Source organism: Tritonibacter mobilis, assembly GCF_001681715.1.
Classification (GTDB): domain Bacteria; phylum Pseudomonadota; class Alphaproteobacteria; order Rhodobacterales; family Rhodobacteraceae; genus Epibacterium; species Epibacterium mobile.
In genome coordinates this window covers 258,718-277,397 of the sequence record NZ_LNWY01000001.1, presented here as the reverse complement: position 1 = coordinate 277,397, position 18,680 = coordinate 258,718, and the positions used below count along the sequence as shown (strand labels likewise).

The window sequence follows — 18,680 nt, the reverse complement described above, 5'->3', positions numbered from 1 at the left end:
TTTCGCGACTCAAGAGGGTAGGCGGGTATGAAAAAGGGGGCCGTTTGGCCCCCTTCTGAACGCTCTGGCTTAGCCGCCGAAATCGTCGAGCATGATGTCTTCGCGATCCACGCCCAGTTCCAAGAGCATGTTGATCACCGATTGGTTCATGATCGGCGGACCACACATGTAGAACTCGCAGTCCTCGGGCGCCGGGTGGTTCTTGAGGTATTCCTCGTAGAGCACGTTGTGGATGAAGCCGGTGTAGCCTTTCCAGTCGTCCTCTGGCAGCGCGTCCGAGAGCGCCACATGCCACTCGAAGTTGTCAAATTCTTCGGCCAGTTGGTCGAAATCCTCGACAAAGAACATCTCCCGTTTGGAGCGTGCCCCGTACCAGAAGGTGATCTTGCGATCACGGTTTTCCAGACGCTTGAGCTGGTCAAAGATGTGCGACCGCATCGGCGCCATACCCGCACCACCGCCGATAAAGACCATCTCTTTTTGGGTGTCGCGGGCGAAGAATTCGCCAAACGGGCCGGAGATGGTGACCTTGTCACCGGGCTTCAGATTGAAGATATACGAAGACATCTGGCCGGGCGGAATGCCGGTGGAGCCCGGCGGCGGCGAGGCAACACGGACGTTGAGCATGATAAGGCCCTTTTCGTCCGGGTAGTTGGCCATCGAATAGGCCCGCTCGATCGGTTCATCGACGGTCGATTCATACTGCCACAGATTGAACTTGTCCCAATCGGGGCGGTACTCTTCCTCGATGTTAAAGTCCTTGTAGGACAGCTTATGCGCCGGGGCCTCGATCTGGATATAGCCACCGGCGCGGAAGTTCACATCCTCACCCTCGGGCAGTTCCAGCACCAAGTTTTTGATGAAGGTTGCGACGTTTTCATTGGAGCGCACGGTGCACTCCCATTTTTTCACGCCGAACACCTCTTCGGGCACTTCGATGTTCATGTCCTGCTTGACCGCGACCTGACAGGACAGGCGGTCGCCACAAGAGGCTTCGCGCTTGGTGATGTGGCTTTCCTCGGTGGGCAGGATCGAGCCGCCACCGGAATGCACACGCACGCGGCATTGCGCACAGGTGCCACCCCCGCCACAGGCGGAGGGGACGAACATTTTCTCCGCCGCCAGCGTTTGCAGCAGCTTGCCGCCCGCCGGAACAGAGATGGTTTTCTCACCGTTGATGGTGATGTTGACGTTGCCCGAGCTGACGAGCTTGGAACGCGCCGCCAGAATGATCGTCACCAGTGCGACAACGATCAATGTGAACAGGAGAACGCCTAGTCCGAATGTAGTCACGTCTGCGCTCCTATCAGAGTTTCACGCCGCTGAAGGACATGAAGGCCATCGCCATCAGACCTGCGGTGATGAAGGTGATACCGAGACCTTGAAGCCCGTCGGGAATATCGGAGTATTTCAGCTTTTCGCGCACACCTGCCATTGCCGTGATTGCCAGGGCCCAGCCGAACCCGGAGGACAGACCATAAGTGGTCGCCTCGGCAAAGTCATAGCTGCGCTCCACCATGAAGAGCGAGCCACCAAGGATGGCGCAGTTCACGGTGATGAGCGGCAAAAAGACTCCAAGCGCGTTGTAGAGCGGCGGGAAGTACTTATCGAGCAGCATCTCGAGGATCTGCACCATGGCCGCGATCACGCCGATATAGGAAATGAGACCAAGGAAGGTCAGATCCACATCCGGGAAACCGGCCCATGCCAGCGCGCCCGGCGCCAGCAGATAGGTCAGGATCAGGTTGTTGGCAGGCACGGTGATGCCTTGCACCACCATTACTGAGATACCAAGACCAATCGCGGTCGAGATCTTTTTCGACACCGCCAAGAAGGTACACATGCCGAGGAAGAACGACAGGGCGAGGTTCTCAACGAATACGGCCTTGACCGCGAGGGAAAGCAATCCTTCCATCAGTGTGCCTCCACCGTCTGAATTTTATATTCACGCTCTTCGACCTGTGCCGGCTTCCAAGTGCGGATGCCCCAGATCAGAAGGCCGATCACGAAGAAGGCCGAGGGCGGAAGCAGCAGCATGCCGTTTGGCACATACCAGCCGCCATTGTTCACGGTCTCCAGAATGGTGACTCCAAACAGGGAGCCTGCGCCAAAGAGTTCGCGGAAGAAACCAACGACCAGCAGCAAAAGCCCATATCCCAGACCGTTGCCAACCCCGTCGATAAAGCTCGCCACAGGCGGGTTCTTCATCGCAAAGGCTTCGGCGCGGCCCATCACGATACAGTTGGTGATGATAAGACCCACAAAGACCGAGAGCGTCTTGGAAATTTCATAGGCATAGGCCTTGAGGAGCTGATCCACGAGGATCACCAAGGACGCGATAATCACCATCTGAACGATGATCCGGATCGAGGAGGGGATCTGGTTGCGCAGCATTGAGATGAACAAGGACGAGAAACCCGTCACCATGGTCACCGCCAGCGCCATCACAAAGGCCACCTGCATCGAGGAGGTGACCGCCAGTGCGGAACAGATGCCCAGAACCTGCAGTGTGATCGGGTTGTTGTCGACCAGTGGATCGACCAGTTGCGAACGATAGGTTTGTGCCATCAGTCGATCTCTCCTGCTTTGAGCCGCTCAAGGAAGGCACCATAGCCTGCCTCGCCCATCCAGAACTTTACGAGGCTGTCGACGCCAACAGATGTCAGCGTTGCACCGGCCAGCGCATCCACGTGGTACTCCTGACCGGCGGGCGGTGCAGCTTTGGCCACGGTGATCGCCAACTGACCATCCTCAGTGAAGAGTTTCTTGCCGTTCCACAGCGCTTTCCAGCGCGGGTTGTCCACTTCGGCACCAAGACCGGGTGTTTCGCCGTGCTGGTAGAACTGCAAGCCGAAGATGTCGTTGCCGTTTTCTTCGAGCGCGATGAACCCATAGAGCGTGGACCACAGGCCATAGCCTTCAATCGGCAGGACCACCTTGTCGACCTCGCCTGCATCATCGCGCAGCAGATAGATCATGCGGTAAGCCTGCATGGTGCCGCCCAGACCCGCGGGATCTTCGTCCAGCGCACGCACGATGGCCGGGTCATCCGAGGCCGCCAGCGCATCGAAAGTCTCGATTTCGAACTGGTCGGTGTATTCGCCGGTCGACAGATCCAGAACATGCGGCTCAAACGCGGCAAATGCTTCAGCCACCGGCACGTTATCGTCGTAGACACCTGCGACCTGCAACACGTTGATGCGTTTGTCGCGCAGCTTGTTCTCTTCTTGCACCGGGCGCAGGGCCACAGCGGCAGCCGAAACCACCATTGACGCCACAAGGCAGAGCGAAACAGCCACAAAGATGGTCTTGCCGACGGAGTCGGGCGGAGCGTCGATAAACCGACGGATCAGGCCCTTTTTCTCGTTTGCATCAGACATTGCGCTTTGCCCTCCGTTTGATGTTCGCCTGCACGACAAAGTAGTCGATCAGCGGGGCGAAGACGTTGCCGAAGAGGATCGCGAGCATCATGCCTTCGGGGAAGGCCGGGTTGATGACGCGGATCATCACCACCATGAAACCGATGAGTGCGCCGTAAATATAGCGGCCCATATTGGTATGCGAAGCGGACACCGGTTCCGTCACCATGAACGCCAGACCAAAGGCGTAGCCACCCAGCACAAAGTGCCAGTACCACGGCATTGCAAACATCGGGTTGCTGTCAGATCCGATCCAGTTCAGCAGCGATGAGAAGGCAATCATGCCAGCCATACAGCCTACAATCAGTCGCCAGTTGGCGATTTTCACGATCAACAGGAACGCCAGACCGATCATCGCCGCCAGCGTCGAAGTCTCGCCGAACGAGCCTTGAATGGTTCCGATAAAGGCGTCCATCCACTCGATACCGCGCTCAGGCAGGGTGGCGTGGCCGTCGGATGCGCTGATCGCCAGCGCCGTTGCACCAGAGAAGCCATCGACCGGGGTCCAGACAGATTCACCCGACATATAGGCGGGGTAAGCAAAGTAGAGGAACGCTCGGCCCACAAGTGCAGGGTTGAGGAAGTTCTTGCCTGTGCCGCCAAAGACTTCCTTGCCGATCACCACACCAAAGATAATGCCAAGCGCGACCTGCCAAAGTGGCGTCGTTGCAGGCACAATCAGCGTATAAAGCATGGAGGTGACGAGGAAGCCCTCGTTGACCTCGTGACCGCGCACCACGGCAAAGATCACCTCGAAGATACCACCGGCAACCAGCGTCACGATGTAGATCGGCAGGAAATACAACAGCCCATGCATGATATTGGCAAACGGGTTGTTGGGATCAAAGCCGATGCCCAGCGTCTCGATGATGGCTGCGCGCCAGCCCGATGCACCGTATTCGGCAATCGCCATATTGGTCTGCAGACCCGTGTTATACATCCCGAACAGAATGCAAGGGATGGTCGCGATCACCACATAGGTCATGATCCGCTTCATATCGATGTAAGAGCGGGCATGCGGTGCGGCGGTCGTGACCGTCTTGGGCGTGTAGATGAAACTCTCCACCATCTCATAGACGGGGAAGAATTTTTCGTACCGGCCACCTTTTAGGAATTGCGGCTCGATGCGATCAAAGAAATTGCGAAGACCCAAAGTCTTATCCCTCTCTTTCGATCTTGCTGAGGCTGTCGCGCAGGGCGAGGCCATATTCATATTTGGCCGGGCAGGCAAAACCGCAGAGCCCGAGGTCTTCTTCGTCCAGTTCAAGCGCACCCAGCGCCTGAGCCTGATCGGTGTCCATCACCAGCAGCGCTCGCAAGAGCTGTGTCGGCAGGAAATCCTGCGGCATCAGTTGCTCGAACGTGCCAATCGGCACCATGGCGCGGCGCCCTCCATTGAGGTTCGACGTCAGCGCATAGAGCTTTTTGGAAAAGGCCGATCCCAGAACAGGCTGCACGGCGTATTTCGAGGCCATCGGGCGAATCCAGCCCAGCGGGATCTGATCGTGGTCTTCCTTGATCAGCGTGATCTGACGGGCGTAGCGGCCCAGATAGGCGGTGACGCCTTCGCCTGCGCGACCGGACAGGATCGAGCCAGAAATGATGCGAATCGGATCATCCGTGCCGAGGTCCTCGGCACAAAGATCGGTCATCGACGCGCCGGAAAGGGTACGGACCAGACGCGGGCGGCTGCATTTGGGGCCAGAGAGTGCCACGACGCGCGCGCTATTGATGCGCCCTGTTAGCAGCAGGTGACCAATGGCGATGACATCGTGATAGCCGATGCTCCAGACTGTCTTCTCAGCGGAAGGCGGCTCCAGAAAATGCATATGCGTGCCAGCAAGGCCAGCAGGGTGGGGACCAGAGAACCCAACCGCAGTAACGCTGGCCAGATCGGCGCCGGGGATTGTGGCTCCGCTGTCTTGGCACAGGTAGGTTTTGCCTTCGGTCAGGACGGTGATCGCCGCAAGGCCACGGGCAAAGGCTTCGCCTTGATCGTTGATGATGGTGGCTGCATCGCCAGACAGCGGCTCGCTATCCATCGCCGTCACATATATCGCGGCTGGCGCAGCATCTGGTGCAGGGATCTTGGAGTAGGGGCGGGTGCGGAAAGATGTCCACAAACCCGCGGCACACAAGCGTTTTCGCAGACCGTCAGCCGTGCTGTCATCCCCAACAGAGGAGAAATCCACCGGCTCTGCGGCGCTCTCATCCACTTCGATCTCGACGCTGACCAAAACGCGGCGCGCGCCACGGTTGATCGCTTTGATACGTCCCGAAACCGGTGCGGTTACCTGAACCTCTGGCGTGTCCTTATGCGCAAGCACCGGAGCGCCTGCTGCAATGACATCACCTTCCTGAACCGAGAGTCGGGGCTTTAGTCCGATGTAGTCTTGGCCGAGGATGGCGACTGTCCGGACTTTTGCTGCGTCTTCGATCTTGGTGTCAGGTGCCCCCAGCACCGGAACATCGAGACCTTTTTTCAACGTATGTTGCTGCACGTCTTCATGTCCTGTCCATTTTCCGGCTGCCTTATGCTTCACTGCGACGCGGTTTGAAAGTTCTTTAGGAGGAAATTTTATAATTTCCTGTTGAACCCGTCCTGTTTCTGTCCCAGAAGCGCACGGAACCAAGCGTTGAACACCCAGCATCATTAGCGGAGTAGGCCTGTGTCGAACCCTCTTCTCCTTTCTCGCCGTAGTTTTATGGTCATGCCACTTGCACTCATGGCTTGCAAGAAAGGATGGTCATTGCTGGAGCTCAGCGGGCTGACGATGGGCACAAGCTACTCCATTGTTGCGATCGATCACAGCAAATCTGTCGAGAAAGCCGAACTGCAAACCGCCGTCGATATCGCATTGGCACAGGTCAATGTGCAGATGTCGAACTGGGACGCCTCTTCTGAAGTGTCGCGGTTTAACGCAGTCGCAGCGGGCGAGAGCCTCTCTGTCTCCGGCGAGTTGCACCACGTCATGCAGGCGGCGCAGGATGTGCATGTTGCAAGCGACGGTGCCTTTGACGTCACCGTCGGCGCGCTGATTGACCTTTGGGGCTTTGGCGCGGGTCAGACTCGCAGCGATATGCCGTCTGAGGCAGAGATCGCCGCCGCCATGGGGTGCTGCGGTCAGGCACAGTCGGTCGAACTGGAGGCCGGTGGCCTCAAGAAGCTCAACGACGGGGCCGAGGTGTACCTCTCTTCCATCGGCAAAGGCTTCGGTGTTGATCAGGTGGCGCGCGTCCTCAAGGGCTACGGTATCACCGACTACATGGTTGAGATCGGCGGCGACCTCTACACTGCGGGCCGCAATCCCGACGGTCAGCCTTGGCAGATCGGCATTGAGACACCGCAGGCCTATGATCGCGGCGTGACACAGGTTGTCGGTCTTTCAGACATGGGCATGGCGACCTCTGGTGATTACCGCAACTTCTTTGATTACGAAGGCAAGCGCTATTCGCATATCATCGACGCAACCACCGGTCGCCCGGTCGAGCATGATACAGCCTCTGTCACTGTGCTGACCGACAACGCGATGCTGGCGGATGCATGGGCAACAGCGATGCTGGTGCTGGGCCGTGAGCGTGGTCTCGAGATCGCAAATCAGCGTGATATGGCGGTACTGTTCTTGGATCGTGCGGTTGCAAATGGTGAGAACGGGTTTAAATCCATTGCATCCAAACGCTTTGAGGCGCTGACGGCCTAACCGTCGCGCTCTGGCGCTACTTGATTTCAAGGAGCCTGTGATGTCGACCTTTCTGCTGACCTTCGGATTGTTCCTGATCGTGATGGTAGGAATGGCCTTTGGGGTCATGTTCAGCGGTCGCACCATCAAAGGCAGCTGTGGCGGCCTCAACGCGATTGCGGACGCGGACAAATGTCTTGTTTGCAAGAAGGATATCGACCCCGATAGCCCTCTTCGTGAACGTCTCGCCTGTCCGCGCGCGCGCAAGATGATCGAGGATATGGAGCGCGAGCAAAGCTAGCCGCGCGTCACGCCTCAGTCGGTATCACCGAATATCAGTTTCTCCACCGGGAGAGGGCACGTCACCCTCTTTCGGTTTTTTCCTTTGTGCCCATTACACGGGGCCTTGCGCAGGCGAATCACGCTTCTCTAGCAGCAATCATCTGCTGTGCGATGGTCATGCGTACGGCGAGACCTGCGCGGTTCCATGCGCGCCTGTGATACGAATTTTCCTCGGCACCTGAAATTACAGCGTGGGCAGCGGGTTTTGGTTTACAACAGGCAGCGCATCAGGAGAGCACAAGGGGAGGGGAGGGCAAACCTTCCTGCCAGGACCGAAGTGCGGAGGAGCGTAAGATGAAAGCATTGGTACTAGAAGAAAAGGGTAAGCTGGCACTGCGCGAGTTTGAGCTCCCCGCGACGCTTGGTCCGCGCGATGTCCGTATTAAAACGCATACTGTCGGGATTTGCGGCTCTGACGTTCACTACTATACCCACGGCAAGATCGGCCATTTTGTGGTAAACGAACCGATGGTTTTGGGGCATGAGGCGTCAGGAACAGTGGTGGCCTGCGGCGATGCGGTGACGGATCTTAAACCCGGCGATCGCGTATGTATGGAGCCGGGCATTCCAGACCCGGATTCACGCGCCAGCAAGTTGGGGATATACAACGTCGACCCGGCCGTGCGATTTTGGGCCACCCCGCCGGTGCATGGTTGCCTGACGCCAGAGGTCATCCATCCTGCTGCTTTTACCTATAAGCTGCCCGATAATGTGAGCTTTGCCGAAGGCGCGATGGTTGAACCCTTTGCGATTGGCATGCAGGCGGCCTTGCGGGCAAAAATCCAGCCCGGTGACATTGCGGTTGTAACCGGGGCTGGCCCCATCGGGATGATGGTCGCCCTCGCAGCTCTTGCAGGGGGGTGCGCGCGCGTAATCGTAGCAGATCTTGCACAGCCCAAACTGGATATCATCGGAGCCTACGATGGCATCGAAACGGTAAATATTCGCGACGAATCCCTGACCGATGCAGTGGCCGCAGCAACGGATGGCTGGGGCGCGGATCTGGTGTTTGAGTGTTCTGGCGCAGCGCCTGCCATATTGGGAATGCATGAATTTGCCCGTCCCGGTGGCGCGATTGTTCTGGTTGGCATGCCGGTCGATCCGGTTCCTGTTGATATCGTTGGTCTGCAGGCGCGCGAATTGCGGCTTGAGACAGTATTTCGTTACGCCAATGTCTATGACCGCGCGATTGCATTGATCGCCTCGGGCAAAGTGGACTTAAAACCGCTCATTTCAGCGAGCCTACCCTTTGAAGACAGCATCGCCGGATTTGATCGTGCGGTGGAGGCGCGTGACAGCGATGTGAAGCTTCAGATCGTGATGCCGCAGTGATTCCAATTCGCGGTTGAGCACTTTTTGAGTGCGAAAAAAGTACAAGGGGTGCGTGTGCGCATTTCGGGCGGAGAATCGGGCCGCAAAGCTCCAAAATCTTTAAAAACAGGGCATCTATCCAACTATACCTGACTGATCGCGCCGCACTGCGGCGCGATTTGTTTTTAAGAGGGTGGCCCGGTATGCGCTGATTTGGTCTCTTTTGTGCGCCAATCGGTCAAAAAAGTATCTGTCAAAACTTCGATCTGAGGTAGAGCCGCCGTTTTCCAGCAGCTACCGTCAAACAACGCGGTTCTTCCTGAGTGGAGACGGGAAGGACGGACGCGACGGAGGAGAGACGATGTTACCTGATCTGGAACTCGTGCATATTCGCAAGGGCGAGAGCTTTGCGGCATGGATGCATGGCTACCCGTTCCGGACGGTGCGGTGGCACTATCACCCCGAGTACGAAATTCATCTGGTCGTGAACACGCACGGCACCTTCTACATCGGCGATCACATCGGCGAATTTGGACCCGGCCAGTTGATCATGACAGGCCCCAACCTGCCACAGAACTGGATCTCCGAAATCGAGCCCGGCCAAATCGTGCCGGAACGCTCCTTTGTGATCCAGTTTCCTGCTGCATTTATCGAGGACGCCTGCGCCTCCATGCCGGAGATGGAAGCCATCCGCCCGCTTTTGGACCGCAGTCATCGCGGGCTGTTGTTTGACGAGGCCACCGCCGAGCGGATCAAGCCGCTGATGATGGAGCTGTTTGAGGCACGTGGCTTGCGCCGCCTTGCATTGTTTTGGTCCATCCTCGATCTATTGGCCTGCGCGCCGGACCCTGAGGTGCTGGCCAGTCTCAGCTACGAGTTGGACTTGGAATCCTTGCAGGAGAACGGCGTCAACAAGGCGATTGCCTATCTGCGTGAGAACCTGACCGAGAATATCGATGAAAAAGACCTCGCGCAGATGGTCAATCAAAGCCCCAGCGCCTTCTCGCGGTCTTTTAAGCGCCACACCGGCTCGACGCTGGTGCGATATAAAAACCAACTCAGGGTGGATCTGGCCTGCCAGATGCTCCTGACCCGACCAGAGGCCAAAGTGGCCGAGATCTGCTATGATGTCGGCTTCTCCAACCTCTCCAACTTCAACCGTCACTTTGCGCGACTGAAGGGCATGTCGCCCTCCCAGTTCCGCGCAACCTTTGCTGCGAACGGGGTGTTCTCAGAAACGGGCTGAACCAGACGGAAATTCGGACTTTGTGAATTCGAATGGCGAGGGGCCATTCGGAAAGGGACAGGCTGTGCCTGTTGGAACCTTGGGAGGAACTATCAATGAAACATATGTTTGGAGCCGTGTCCGCGGCTGCACTCGCGGTCTCTATGGCTTTGCCAGCGGTGGCCGAAGACGGTCTGAAGATCGGCATGACCTTTCAGGAGATGAATAATCCTTATTTTGTCTCCATGCAGGAAGCGCTGACAGAAGCGGCCAAAGATCTCGGGGCCGAGGTGGTCGTGACCGACGCCGGTCATGACGTGGCCAAGCAGATCTCGGATGTGGAGGACATGCTGACCCAGGGCATCGACATTCTGCTGCTCAATCCAACCGATAGCGCCGGGATTGAGAGCGCGGTGCATATGGCAAAAGCGCAGGACGTGATCGTCGTCGCCGTTGATGCAAACGCCAATGGTCCGGTGGATACCTTTGTTGGCTCCAAGAACCGCGATGCGGGGTATCAATCCTGCAAGTATCTGGCAGATGCACTTGGCGGGTCTGGCGAAGTGGCAATCCTCGACGGTATCCCGGTGGTGCCGATCCTCCAACGGGTCGAAGGCTGCAAGGCCGCGCTTGCGGAATATGACGGGATCACGCTGGTCGATACCCAAAATGGCCGTCAGGACCGGTCCGTCGCCCTCGGCGTGGTCGAGAACATGATCCAGTCGCATCAGAACCTTGCCGGGATCTTTTCGGTGAATGACGGCGGCGCAATGGGCGCATTGGCTGCAATTCAGGGGTCGGGCCGTGACATCAAACTGACCTCAGTTGATGGCGCTCCCGAGGCGGTGGCCGCGATTGCCGCAGGCGGACCCTTCATCGAGACCACGGCCCAGTTCCCACGCGATCAGGTGCGCGTCGGCCTTGCCATGGCGCTGGCGCAAAAGTGGGGCGCGCGTGTTGTGCCCAGCGAAGTGCCGATCGATGTGCGCGTCGTCGACGCAAAGAACGCCGCTGACTTCAGCTGGTAAAACCACCCGCCACCCCCGGCACGATGTCGGGGGTGGTTTGTCCTGCAATGGCAAACAACAGGTGCGTCATGCTGCAACTGAGCGGAATCAAAAAGAGATTTGGCACCATTCAGGTGCTGCACGGTGTCGATCTCGAGGTCAACGCTGGCGAAGTTCACGCGCTGCTTGGGGAAAACGGGGCCGGGAAATCCACCCTGATGAAGATCCTCACAGGCATTTTGCAGCCCAGTGCAGGGTCCATCCTCATTGAGGGTCAGGAGCGCCAGTTCGCCAATTACGACGAGGCCATCGCCGCAGGGATCGGCATCGTCTTTCAGGAATTCAGCCTTATCCCCTATCTGGATGCGGTTGAAAACATGTTCCTCGCCCGCGAATTGCGCACGCGGTTTGGCCTGCTGGACCGCAAAGCCATGCGCAAACGCGCCGAGGACATTCTGGCCCGGCTTGAGGTCGATGTGCCGCTCGATGTGCCGATCCGGAAACTGTCGGTGGCCGAGCAGCAATTTGTCGAAATCGCCAAGGCGCTCTCGCTCAACGCCCGTATTCTCGTGTTGGATGAACCCACCGCAACCCTGACCCCCTCCGAGGTGGAGCATCTGTTCAAGGTGATGCGCGAGCTGCGCCGGCAGGGTGTTGCGATCATTTTCATCTCGCATCACCTCGAAGAGATCTTTGAAATCTGCGACCGCATCACCGTGTTGCGCGATGGGGAATATGTGGGCGATTGCCTCGTCTCTGAAACCGACAATGATCGTCTGGTCGAGATGATGGTGGGCCGCCGGATCGAAAATAGCTTTCCGGAAAAACCCAGTATCCCGCAGGATGCGCCGGTCCTGTTGAACTGCCAGGCGGTGCAGTTGCGACGCGGTGGTCCGGTGTCGGATTTTGTATTGCGTGAAGGTGAAATCCTCGGCTTTGCCGGGCTGGTTGGGTCGGGACGCACGGAAACCGCGCTGGCATTGCTGGGGGCCTATCCGGCCGCGAAATGCGCGCTTCAGGTCGAAGGCGAAGACATAAGGTTTCGCGAACCGGCAGACGCGCTGGCACGGGGGATCGGGCTTTTACCCGAAAGCCGCAAGGAACAGGGGCTGATTACCAGCTTCTCGATCCTGCAAAACATCTCCATCAATAACTACGGCAAATACCGCCGCGGGCACTGGTTCCTCGATCTGCAAAAAGAGCGCGCCGACACTGAAACGGCGATGCAGCAGGTGCGTGTCAAAGCACAAGGCCCCATGGACCGTGTCGACACCCTGTCGGGCGGCAACCAGCAAAAGGTGGTCATTGCGCGCTGGCTCAATCACCAGATGAAAGTGCTGATCTTTGATGAACCCACACGGGGCATCGACGTCGGTGCCAAGGCCGAAATTTACCAGCTCATGCGGGCGTTCACGGCGCAGGGCTATGCCATCATCATGATCTCTTCGGAGCTACCCGAGGTGATCGGCATGTCCGACCGGGTCTGCGTGTTCCGGCAGGGCGGCATCGTCGCCACCGTCGAGGGCACGGCCATTACCTCAGAAGACATCATGACACATGCCACCACGGGGAGGGTTCGACATGTCGCATAACACCACTACGGCCGAGGCAGGTCGCGCGGGCCGCGCCTTCAATCTGCGCCGGATTTTGCACTCACCGCTGGCATTGCCCCTGATCGGGCTGATCGTGGTGTCCATACTGATGGGATTTGCCTCCGAGAACTTCTTTTCGGTTTCAAACATCATGAATGTGCTCAGGCAGGTGTCGATTGTCGGCATCCTCGCGGTTGGTATGACGTTTGTCATTCTGACCGGCGGGATCGACCTCTCCGTCGGCGCGGTCATGGCGCTGTCGGGCACATTGGCAGCCGGGCTGATGGTCAATATGGCGATGCCCGGCTGGGTCGGGCTTCTGGCGGGGCTGGGCGTTGGTGTCAGCCTTGGTCTGTTCAACGGTGCCATGGTTGCATGGGGGCGCATGCCTGCGATTATCGTGACGCTTGCAACCATGGGCATCGCCCGCGGGTTGGGCCTGCTCTATTCGGGCGGCTATCCCATCTCTGGTATCCCGTCGTGGATTTCCTGGTTTGGCATTGGTCGCATCGGGATCGTACCAGTTCCGGTGATCGCCATGGTGGTGATCTATGCCTTGGCTTGGGTATTGTTGCAGCGCACGGCCTTTGGACGTCACGTCTATGCCATTGGTGGCAATGAGCTCGCGGCCAAGCTCTCGGGCGTGAAAACCCAGTTCATCAAGCTCACGGTCTACGGAATTTCCGGGCTGACCTCGGCGTTTGCGGCGCTCATCCTCACCGGGCGGTTGATGTCCGGTCAGCCAAACGCAGGCGTTGGCTTTGAACTGGACGCGATTGCGGCTGTGGTGCTGGGCGGAACCGCAATTGCCGGTGGACGCGGGCTGATCCTCGGTACGCTGATCGGTGCGGTGCTTCTGGGCATTCTCAACAACGGCCTCAACCTGATGGGCATCAACCCCTACCTTCAGGACGTCATCAAGGGCCTTATCATCCTGCTCGCCATCTACATCGGGCGCGAATGGTAGCTCCTTCGGGCGGCCCCGCGTGGTCGCCCGCTCCCTCTGCACAAAATCTCCCCCAAAACAAAAATCAGGAGAATTCGCGAATGTCTCAATCGCTCAAGGGCAAGGTCGCTGTAGTGACCGGTGCGGCCTCCGGTATCGGTCTGGCCGCCGTCGAGATGCTTCTCAGGAATGACTGCAAGGTCGTGATGGTTGACCGGAATGCTGCCGCGCTGGCGGATCTGGTTGCAAAATATGGCGATCACGCCGTGGCGCAGGTGACCGACCTGCTGGACGTGGACAGCTGCAATGCGATGGTGCCCGAGATCCTCGCCAAGGTGGGCCAGATCGACATCCTGTATTGCAACGCCGGTGCGTATATCGGCGGCGACCTGTGGCAAAGCGATCCGGCAGCCATCGACCGGATGCTGAACCTCAACGTCAATGCGGTGATGAAGAACATTCAGGCGGTGTTGCCCCATATGATGCAGCGCAAGAGCGGCGACATCGTGGTGACAAACTCGATTGCCGGACATTACCCGGCCTATTGGGAGCCGGTCTATTCAGGCTCTAAATGGGCGATCACCAGCTTTATGCAGGGCATTCGCCGCCAGATGATCCCATATGGCGTGAAGGTCGCGCAGGTGTCGCCCGGCCCTGTGGTCTCGGCGCTGCTGGCCGATTGGCCCGAGGAAAACCTGCGCAAGGCCAAAGAGGCCGGAGCGCTGATGGACCCCGCAGAGGTGGCCGATGCATTGGAATTCATGCTGACACGCAAACGGCAGGTCACGGTGCGCGATGTGATCGTGATGCCGACCGCGTTTGAGCGCATGTAGCGCCACCTTCGGACAATGCGGACAGGTGACCTCAATCAAGCGGAGGAAGAGTCATGAGTTTTGACGGTAAAAGCGTCATCATTACCGGCGCGGGCAAGGGCATCGGCCGGGCCTGCGCCCTCTATCTGGCGGGGCAGGGCGCGCGCGTTATCGCGATCAGCCGCACGCGGGCCGACCTTCAGAGCCTCGCCGCCGAAATCGACTGCCGAACGGTGCAGGCTGACCTGTCTGACCCGCAGGCTGCACGTGATGCAATGGCAGAGGCAGGGCCCGCAGATTTCCTGATCAACAGCGCGGGCATCAACGTGCTGGAGAGCAGTTTCGACATGACCGATGCGGGCTATGAGGCGGTGCTGGGCATCAACCTGCGGGCAGCCCTGATCACCTGTCAGGCGTTTGCGCGCGCGCGTGTGGCCGCCGGTGGCGGCGGTGCGATCGTCAATATCACCTCGATCGCGGGGCATCGGGGGTTTGCCGAACACCTGTGTTATGCGGCGTCAAAGGCCGGGCTGGAAGGTGCCAGCCGGGTGATGGCCAAGGAATTTGGCCCTCACGGCATTCGCGTCAATTGCATCGCGCCGACCATTACCCTCACGGAACTTGCGTTGGAGGCATGGTCCGCGCCGGAAAAATCCCAGCCCATGATGGTCCGCCATCCTGTCGGTCGCTTTGCCGAAGTGGAGGAGGTCGCAGCCAGCGTCGCTTTGTTGCTGTCAGAGGGATCTGCCATGATCACCGGCGCGGTTCTGCCGGTGGATGGCGGGTTTCTCTCCGTCTGACCTTGCGCGCCGCCCGCAGATCGCGACGCGATTGCATCCCCTCATGCCCCTCTAATATACAACCGTCGGTAGCCATGGCCCTCGGGTCTTCAGCCACACCTATGCGGATAAAAGAGAGGGATGCGATATGCATGGCGAATATAAGGTGCCGGGCGGCAAACTCGTTGTTGCGGATGTCAACGTTGCCGAGGGTACGATCACAGATGTTCAGATCTCGGGTGATTTCTTTTTGGAACCCGAAGAGGCACTTGGGCCCCTTTGCGACGCGCTAAGCGGTCAAAGCACCAGCGCATCGGTGCAGGAGTTGTCAAAGGCCATCAAGACCGCCTTGCCCGAAGATGTGCTGCTCTTTGGGTTTTCGCCCGAGGCCGTCGCGATTGCGGTACGCCGCGCCCTCGGGGTGGCCAAGACGTGGCAAGATTTTGAGTGGCAGATTGTGCATTCCAAACCTGTCACGCCCCTGATGCATGTGGCGCTGGACGAGGTTCTGGCACATGAGGTTGCAAAAGGCCGGCGCGCGCCAACCCTGCGCTTTTGGGAATGGGACCGCGCGGCGGTCATCCTTGGCTCATTCCAGTCGGTGAAGAATGAGGTGGACATGGACGCCGCCGGGAAACTCGGGGTTGAGGTCGTGCGTCGCTCGACCGGTGGCGGTGCGATGTTCGTCGAAAAAGGCACCGCCATTACCTACTCGCTCTATGCCCCGGTTGAGCTGGTCGCGGATATGGATTTTGCGGATTCTTATGCGTTTTTGGACAATTGGGTCCTCAAGGCTCTGAACACGCTCGGCATTGAAGCCTATTATAAACCGCTCAACGACATCACCAGCCCCAAGGGCAAAATCGGCGGCGCCGCACAACGCCGGTTCGCAAATAAAACCGTCCTCCATCACGTGACCATGGCCTACGACATGGACGCCGAGAAAATGATGCAGGTGCTGCGGATTGGACGCGAAAAACTTTCCGATAAAGGCACGGCTAGCGCTGCCAAGCGGGTCGACCCGGTGCGCAGCCAGACCGGTATGGAGCGCAGCGATGTGATCGAGTCGATGAAGGCCACGTTCACCGATCTAAATGGCGCAACGGTGGGGGACATCACCGATGACGAATATCGTGCCGCCGAAGAACTGGTTGCCACGAAATATGGCACTGAGGCATGGCTGAATAAGCTGCCCTGATAGGGCAGTGGGGCGACAACACCCGCAGTGAATGGGTGTTGTCGCCGAGACGTTAGTTTGCTGGCGTGGACGCCCACGCGTAGTTTTCCGTCAGATATTGGGCAACCGCATCAGATTGCAGGGCCTCAATAACCGCTTGCGTTTTGGGGTCTTCCAGATCCTGCGCGTTGACTGCGTAGCTTACGGCATATGCGTCCGTCAGTTCATTGCGCTCCTCTAGATAGAGCCGTTCTGCATCACCGGTCAGATCAAGCGAGCGCGCAAAAGTCGGATACATTACCGCCAGCTTGCGTCCTGCCTCATTATACGCACCCGCCGTGGTGGTGAGCGGGGTCTGTACGAATTGCAGCTCTTTGTCGTTGGCGATGATATCCGACACCGACGCGTCAAAGCTCACCTCGTCGGACAGCTCAATCAAGCCAGCGCTTTGCAGCAGCAAAAGCGCGCGCGCCGTATTGACCCCATCATTGGGGATGAACACCGTCTCGCCCGCCGGGATCTGGTCCAGAGTCGAATATTCTGCGGAATACAGCGCGAAAGTGGCGTGATAAACGGGCTGTGCAATCACCAGATCCGCACCCGCGCGCGTATTGAAAATATCCATATAAAGTTCGTGCTGAATGAGGTTGCCGTCAATTTCACCATTGGCGAGCGCGGGGTTGGCCTCGGCATAGTTCAAAAATGCGACCTTTTCGATCTCGTAGCCGCGCTTCGCCAGCGCGGGTGAAATGGCATCCAGCAGGTCGGGCTTGGTGCTATCTGCGGAATAGAACGGATAGAATGACACCCCGAGTTTGATGGTCTCATTGGCAAAAGCAGTCCCAAACGTGAGCGCGTAAGCGGTCGCAGCAACGGCTGCGAGAGTTCTGAGCTTCGTCATGATTTTCTCGATTTTCCCTTTTTGTCCACCATCCTGGCGAGGGCAGAACCCAATAGCTGAATGACCTGTACGGCGAGCACCATCAAGAGGATGATGACCCACATAAGCGGTTGGTTCCACATATAGAAACCTTCCTGCAGGGCGAGGTATCCAATGCCGCCACCGGCGATAACCCCCACCACTGTTGAATAGGCAATCAGGCTGATGATTGCCGAGGTGAAGCCAAGGATCAAAGGAGACCGAGCCTCGACCAAAATAAACTCCGTTACCAATTGAAACCGGCTCACCCCCATGGAGCGCGCGGTGTGAAACACCTGCGGATTGATATCGCTGATCGCCTGTTCAACAAGGCGCGCGACAATCGCCACGCCAACCACCGATAGCGAAATCATTGACGCATAGATCCCGTAAGCGGTGCCGATCAGGGCACGGGCGACCGGCGCCATGATGATGAGGAGCAAAATAAAGGGTACGGAGCGGATGATATTAACCACCACGGCCAAAGGGCTTGCAAGCAGCGGGCTTGCCATAGGCCCACCCCGGCTGCAAAGCGAGAGCGCCATTCCGATCCCCGTCCCCAGCACGAGCGCGATCGAAAACGCCACCGCCACCATGTAAAATGTCTCGACAAATCCGACGATGATCTGGTCGCCAAAACGTGCCCAAGTGCCAAAGGCCCAATCAAACATCTGGCATCCCCCAAATCTGTTCCATCGTCTCCACATGGAACTGCGGCGCTTTTTGGATGGGGCCGAGGCGTTTGATGCGCCCCTGCTCCAGATGCAGAACCCGGTCGCACATGTAGCGAACGACCTCGATCTGGTGCGATACCAGCACGATGGTCACCCCATAGGTTTGATGGGTCCGTTTCACCAGATCGAGGATGTCTTTGGAGGTCTGGCTGTCCAGCGCCGAGGTGGGCTCATCCAGAAACAGGATCTTGGGGTCCGTGACCAAGGCACGGGCAATCGCAACCCTTTGCGCCTCGCCGCCAGACAGGGTGATCGGATAGGCCCGCGCACGATGGGCGAGGCCGACAAAATTCAAAAGATCGCGCGCTTTTTCCTCACGCTGGCTGCGGGACATTCCTCGCAGTTTCAGTGGCAGCGCGACGTTTTCCACGACGTTGCGATTGTAGAGCAGGCTAAAGCCCTGAAACACGGTTGCGCTTTGCTGTACAATCCTGCGCAACGCGCGTGCACTGGTGGTGTGGTCGACCGGTTCCCCATCAATCAGAATGCGCCCGCTGTTCGGGCGCATCTGGAAACTCAACAGACGCAGCAGCGTGGTTTTCCCGGCACCACTCTTACCCACAATACCGAGGATTTCACCCGCAGAGATCGCAAACGACACATCACTCAGCGCCTTTGCGCTGCCCGCCTTGCCGGTAAAATCCATGCTGAGGTTTTCGACGGTAATCATGTTCAAATCTAATGTTCCGGTGACCGGCCAAGAAAGCCAAGCACACAAAGGCTGAAATAGAATGTGG

At 58.2% G+C, this 18,680-nt stretch carries 19 protein-coding genes; 10 read left to right on the top strand and 9 right to left on the bottom strand.

Features of this window, described 5'->3' with window-relative positions:
• Positions 1 to 69: 69 nt before the first annotated feature.
• Genes nqrF through UB90_RS01280 form a run of 6 tightly spaced genes read right to left on the bottom strand, consistent with a single transcriptional unit; the run spans position 70 to position 5,920 of the window.
• Positions 70 to 1,293: an NADH:ubiquinone reductase (Na(+)-transporting) subunit F gene (gene nqrF, locus UB90_RS01305; RefSeq protein ID WP_065324684.1), complete on the bottom strand. Its 1,224-nt coding sequence runs from the start codon at positions 1,291 to 1,293 to the stop codon at positions 70 to 72.
• 13 nt (positions 1,294 to 1,306) lie between these two features.
• A complete protein-coding gene (gene nqrE, locus UB90_RS01300; RefSeq protein ID WP_005610330.1) occupies positions 1,307 to 1,915 on the bottom strand; it encodes an NADH:ubiquinone reductase (Na(+)-transporting) subunit E in 609 nt (202 codons plus the stop codon).
• On the bottom strand, positions 1,915 to 2,568 hold the full coding sequence (locus UB90_RS01295; protein ID WP_005610332.1) for an NADH:ubiquinone reductase (Na(+)-transporting) subunit D: 654 nt from the start codon (positions 2,566 to 2,568) through the stop codon (positions 1,915 to 1,917). The genes nqrE and UB90_RS01295 overlap by 1 nt, the downstream gene beginning before the upstream one ends.
• Positions 2,568 to 3,380, bottom strand: coding sequence for a Na(+)-translocating NADH-quinone reductase subunit C (locus UB90_RS01290; RefSeq protein WP_065324683.1), 813 nt, complete (start codon positions 3,378 to 3,380; stop codon positions 2,568 to 2,570). The genes UB90_RS01295 and UB90_RS01290 overlap by 1 nt, the downstream gene beginning before the upstream one ends.
• The gene (locus tag UB90_RS01285) at positions 3,373 to 4,572 is read right to left on the bottom strand and encodes an NADH:ubiquinone reductase (Na(+)-transporting) subunit B (RefSeq protein WP_065324682.1); all 1,200 of its coding nucleotides are present in this window, start codon (positions 4,570 to 4,572) and stop codon (positions 3,373 to 3,375) included. Before UB90_RS01285 ends, UB90_RS01290 begins: the two co-directional genes overlap by 8 nt.
• Positions 4,573 to 4,576: 4 nt before the next feature.
• A complete protein-coding gene (locus tag UB90_RS01280; protein WP_065324713.1) occupies positions 4,577 to 5,920 on the bottom strand; it encodes a Na(+)-translocating NADH-quinone reductase subunit A in 1,344 nt (447 codons plus the stop codon).
• A 168-nt stretch (positions 5,921 to 6,088) separates the two neighbouring features.
• On the opposite strand from UB90_RS01280, the gene UB90_RS01275 reads away from it, so the two are divergent.
• From UB90_RS01275 to UB90_RS01230, 10 genes are all read left to right on the top strand, one after another.
• Positions 6,089 to 7,120, top strand: coding sequence for an FAD:protein FMN transferase (locus UB90_RS01275; RefSeq protein ID WP_065324681.1), 1,032 nt, complete (start codon positions 6,089 to 6,091; stop codon positions 7,118 to 7,120).
• Between the two features lie 40 nt (positions 7,121 to 7,160).
• A complete protein-coding gene (gene nqrM / locus UB90_RS01270) occupies positions 7,161 to 7,400 on the top strand; it encodes a (Na+)-NQR maturation NqrM (protein WP_005610347.1) in 240 nt (79 codons plus the stop codon).
• 335 nt (positions 7,401 to 7,735) lie between these two features.
• Positions 7,736 to 8,773 (top strand): NAD(P)-dependent alcohol dehydrogenase, encoded by a 1,038-nt coding sequence (locus UB90_RS01265; protein WP_065324680.1) that lies wholly within the window; start codon positions 7,736 to 7,738, stop codon positions 8,771 to 8,773.
• A 340-nt stretch (positions 8,774 to 9,113) separates the two neighbouring features.
• Entirely contained in the window at positions 9,114 to 9,998 is an 885-nt protein-coding gene (locus UB90_RS01260; RefSeq protein ID WP_005610349.1) for an AraC family transcriptional regulator, read from the top strand.
• A gap of 95 nt (positions 9,999 to 10,093) precedes the next feature.
• Positions 10,094 to 11,005 (top strand): ABC transporter substrate-binding protein, encoded by a 912-nt coding sequence (locus tag UB90_RS01255; protein ID WP_009176094.1) that lies wholly within the window; start codon positions 10,094 to 10,096, stop codon positions 11,003 to 11,005.
• 68 nt (positions 11,006 to 11,073) lie between these two features.
• Complete coding sequence (locus tag UB90_RS01250; RefSeq protein WP_065324679.1) at positions 11,074 to 12,576, top strand: sugar ABC transporter ATP-binding protein; 1,503 nt, start codon at positions 11,074 to 11,076, stop codon at positions 12,574 to 12,576.
• Positions 12,566 to 13,543 (top strand): ABC transporter permease, encoded by a 978-nt coding sequence (locus UB90_RS01245; RefSeq protein WP_065324678.1) that lies wholly within the window; start codon positions 12,566 to 12,568, stop codon positions 13,541 to 13,543. The genes UB90_RS01250 and UB90_RS01245 overlap by 11 nt, the downstream gene beginning before the upstream one ends.
• An 80-nt stretch (positions 13,544 to 13,623) precedes the next feature.
• Entirely contained in the window at positions 13,624 to 14,355 is a 732-nt protein-coding gene (locus UB90_RS01240; protein ID WP_065324677.1) for an SDR family oxidoreductase, read from the top strand.
• Positions 14,356 to 14,408: 53 nt separating this feature from the next.
• Complete coding sequence (locus tag UB90_RS01235; RefSeq protein ID WP_065324676.1) at positions 14,409 to 15,134, top strand: SDR family oxidoreductase; 726 nt, start codon at positions 14,409 to 14,411, stop codon at positions 15,132 to 15,134.
• Positions 15,135 to 15,261: 127 nt separating this feature from the next.
• Positions 15,262 to 16,311: a lipoyl protein ligase domain-containing protein gene (locus UB90_RS01230; protein ID WP_065324675.1), complete on the top strand. Its 1,050-nt coding sequence runs from the start codon at positions 15,262 to 15,264 to the stop codon at positions 16,309 to 16,311.
• A 52-nt stretch (positions 16,312 to 16,363) separates the two neighbouring features.
• Here the strand turns inward: UB90_RS01230 and UB90_RS01225 are convergent, their stop codons facing one another.
• The 3 genes from UB90_RS01225 to UB90_RS01215 are packed head-to-tail and all read right to left on the bottom strand — an operon-like array spanning position 16,364 to position 18,613.
• Complete coding sequence (locus tag UB90_RS01225) at positions 16,364 to 17,191, bottom strand: MetQ/NlpA family ABC transporter substrate-binding protein (RefSeq protein ID WP_065324674.1); 828 nt, start codon at positions 17,189 to 17,191, stop codon at positions 16,364 to 16,366.
• On the bottom strand, positions 17,188 to 17,880 hold the full coding sequence (locus UB90_RS01220; RefSeq protein WP_065324673.1) for a methionine ABC transporter permease: 693 nt from the start codon (positions 17,878 to 17,880) through the stop codon (positions 17,188 to 17,190). Before UB90_RS01220 ends, UB90_RS01225 begins: the two co-directional genes overlap by 4 nt.
• Entirely contained in the window at positions 17,873 to 18,613 is a 741-nt protein-coding gene (locus tag UB90_RS01215) for a methionine ABC transporter ATP-binding protein (RefSeq protein WP_065324672.1), read from the bottom strand. Before UB90_RS01215 ends, UB90_RS01220 begins: the two co-directional genes overlap by 8 nt.
• Between the last annotated feature and the right edge of the window lie 67 nt (positions 18,614 to 18,680).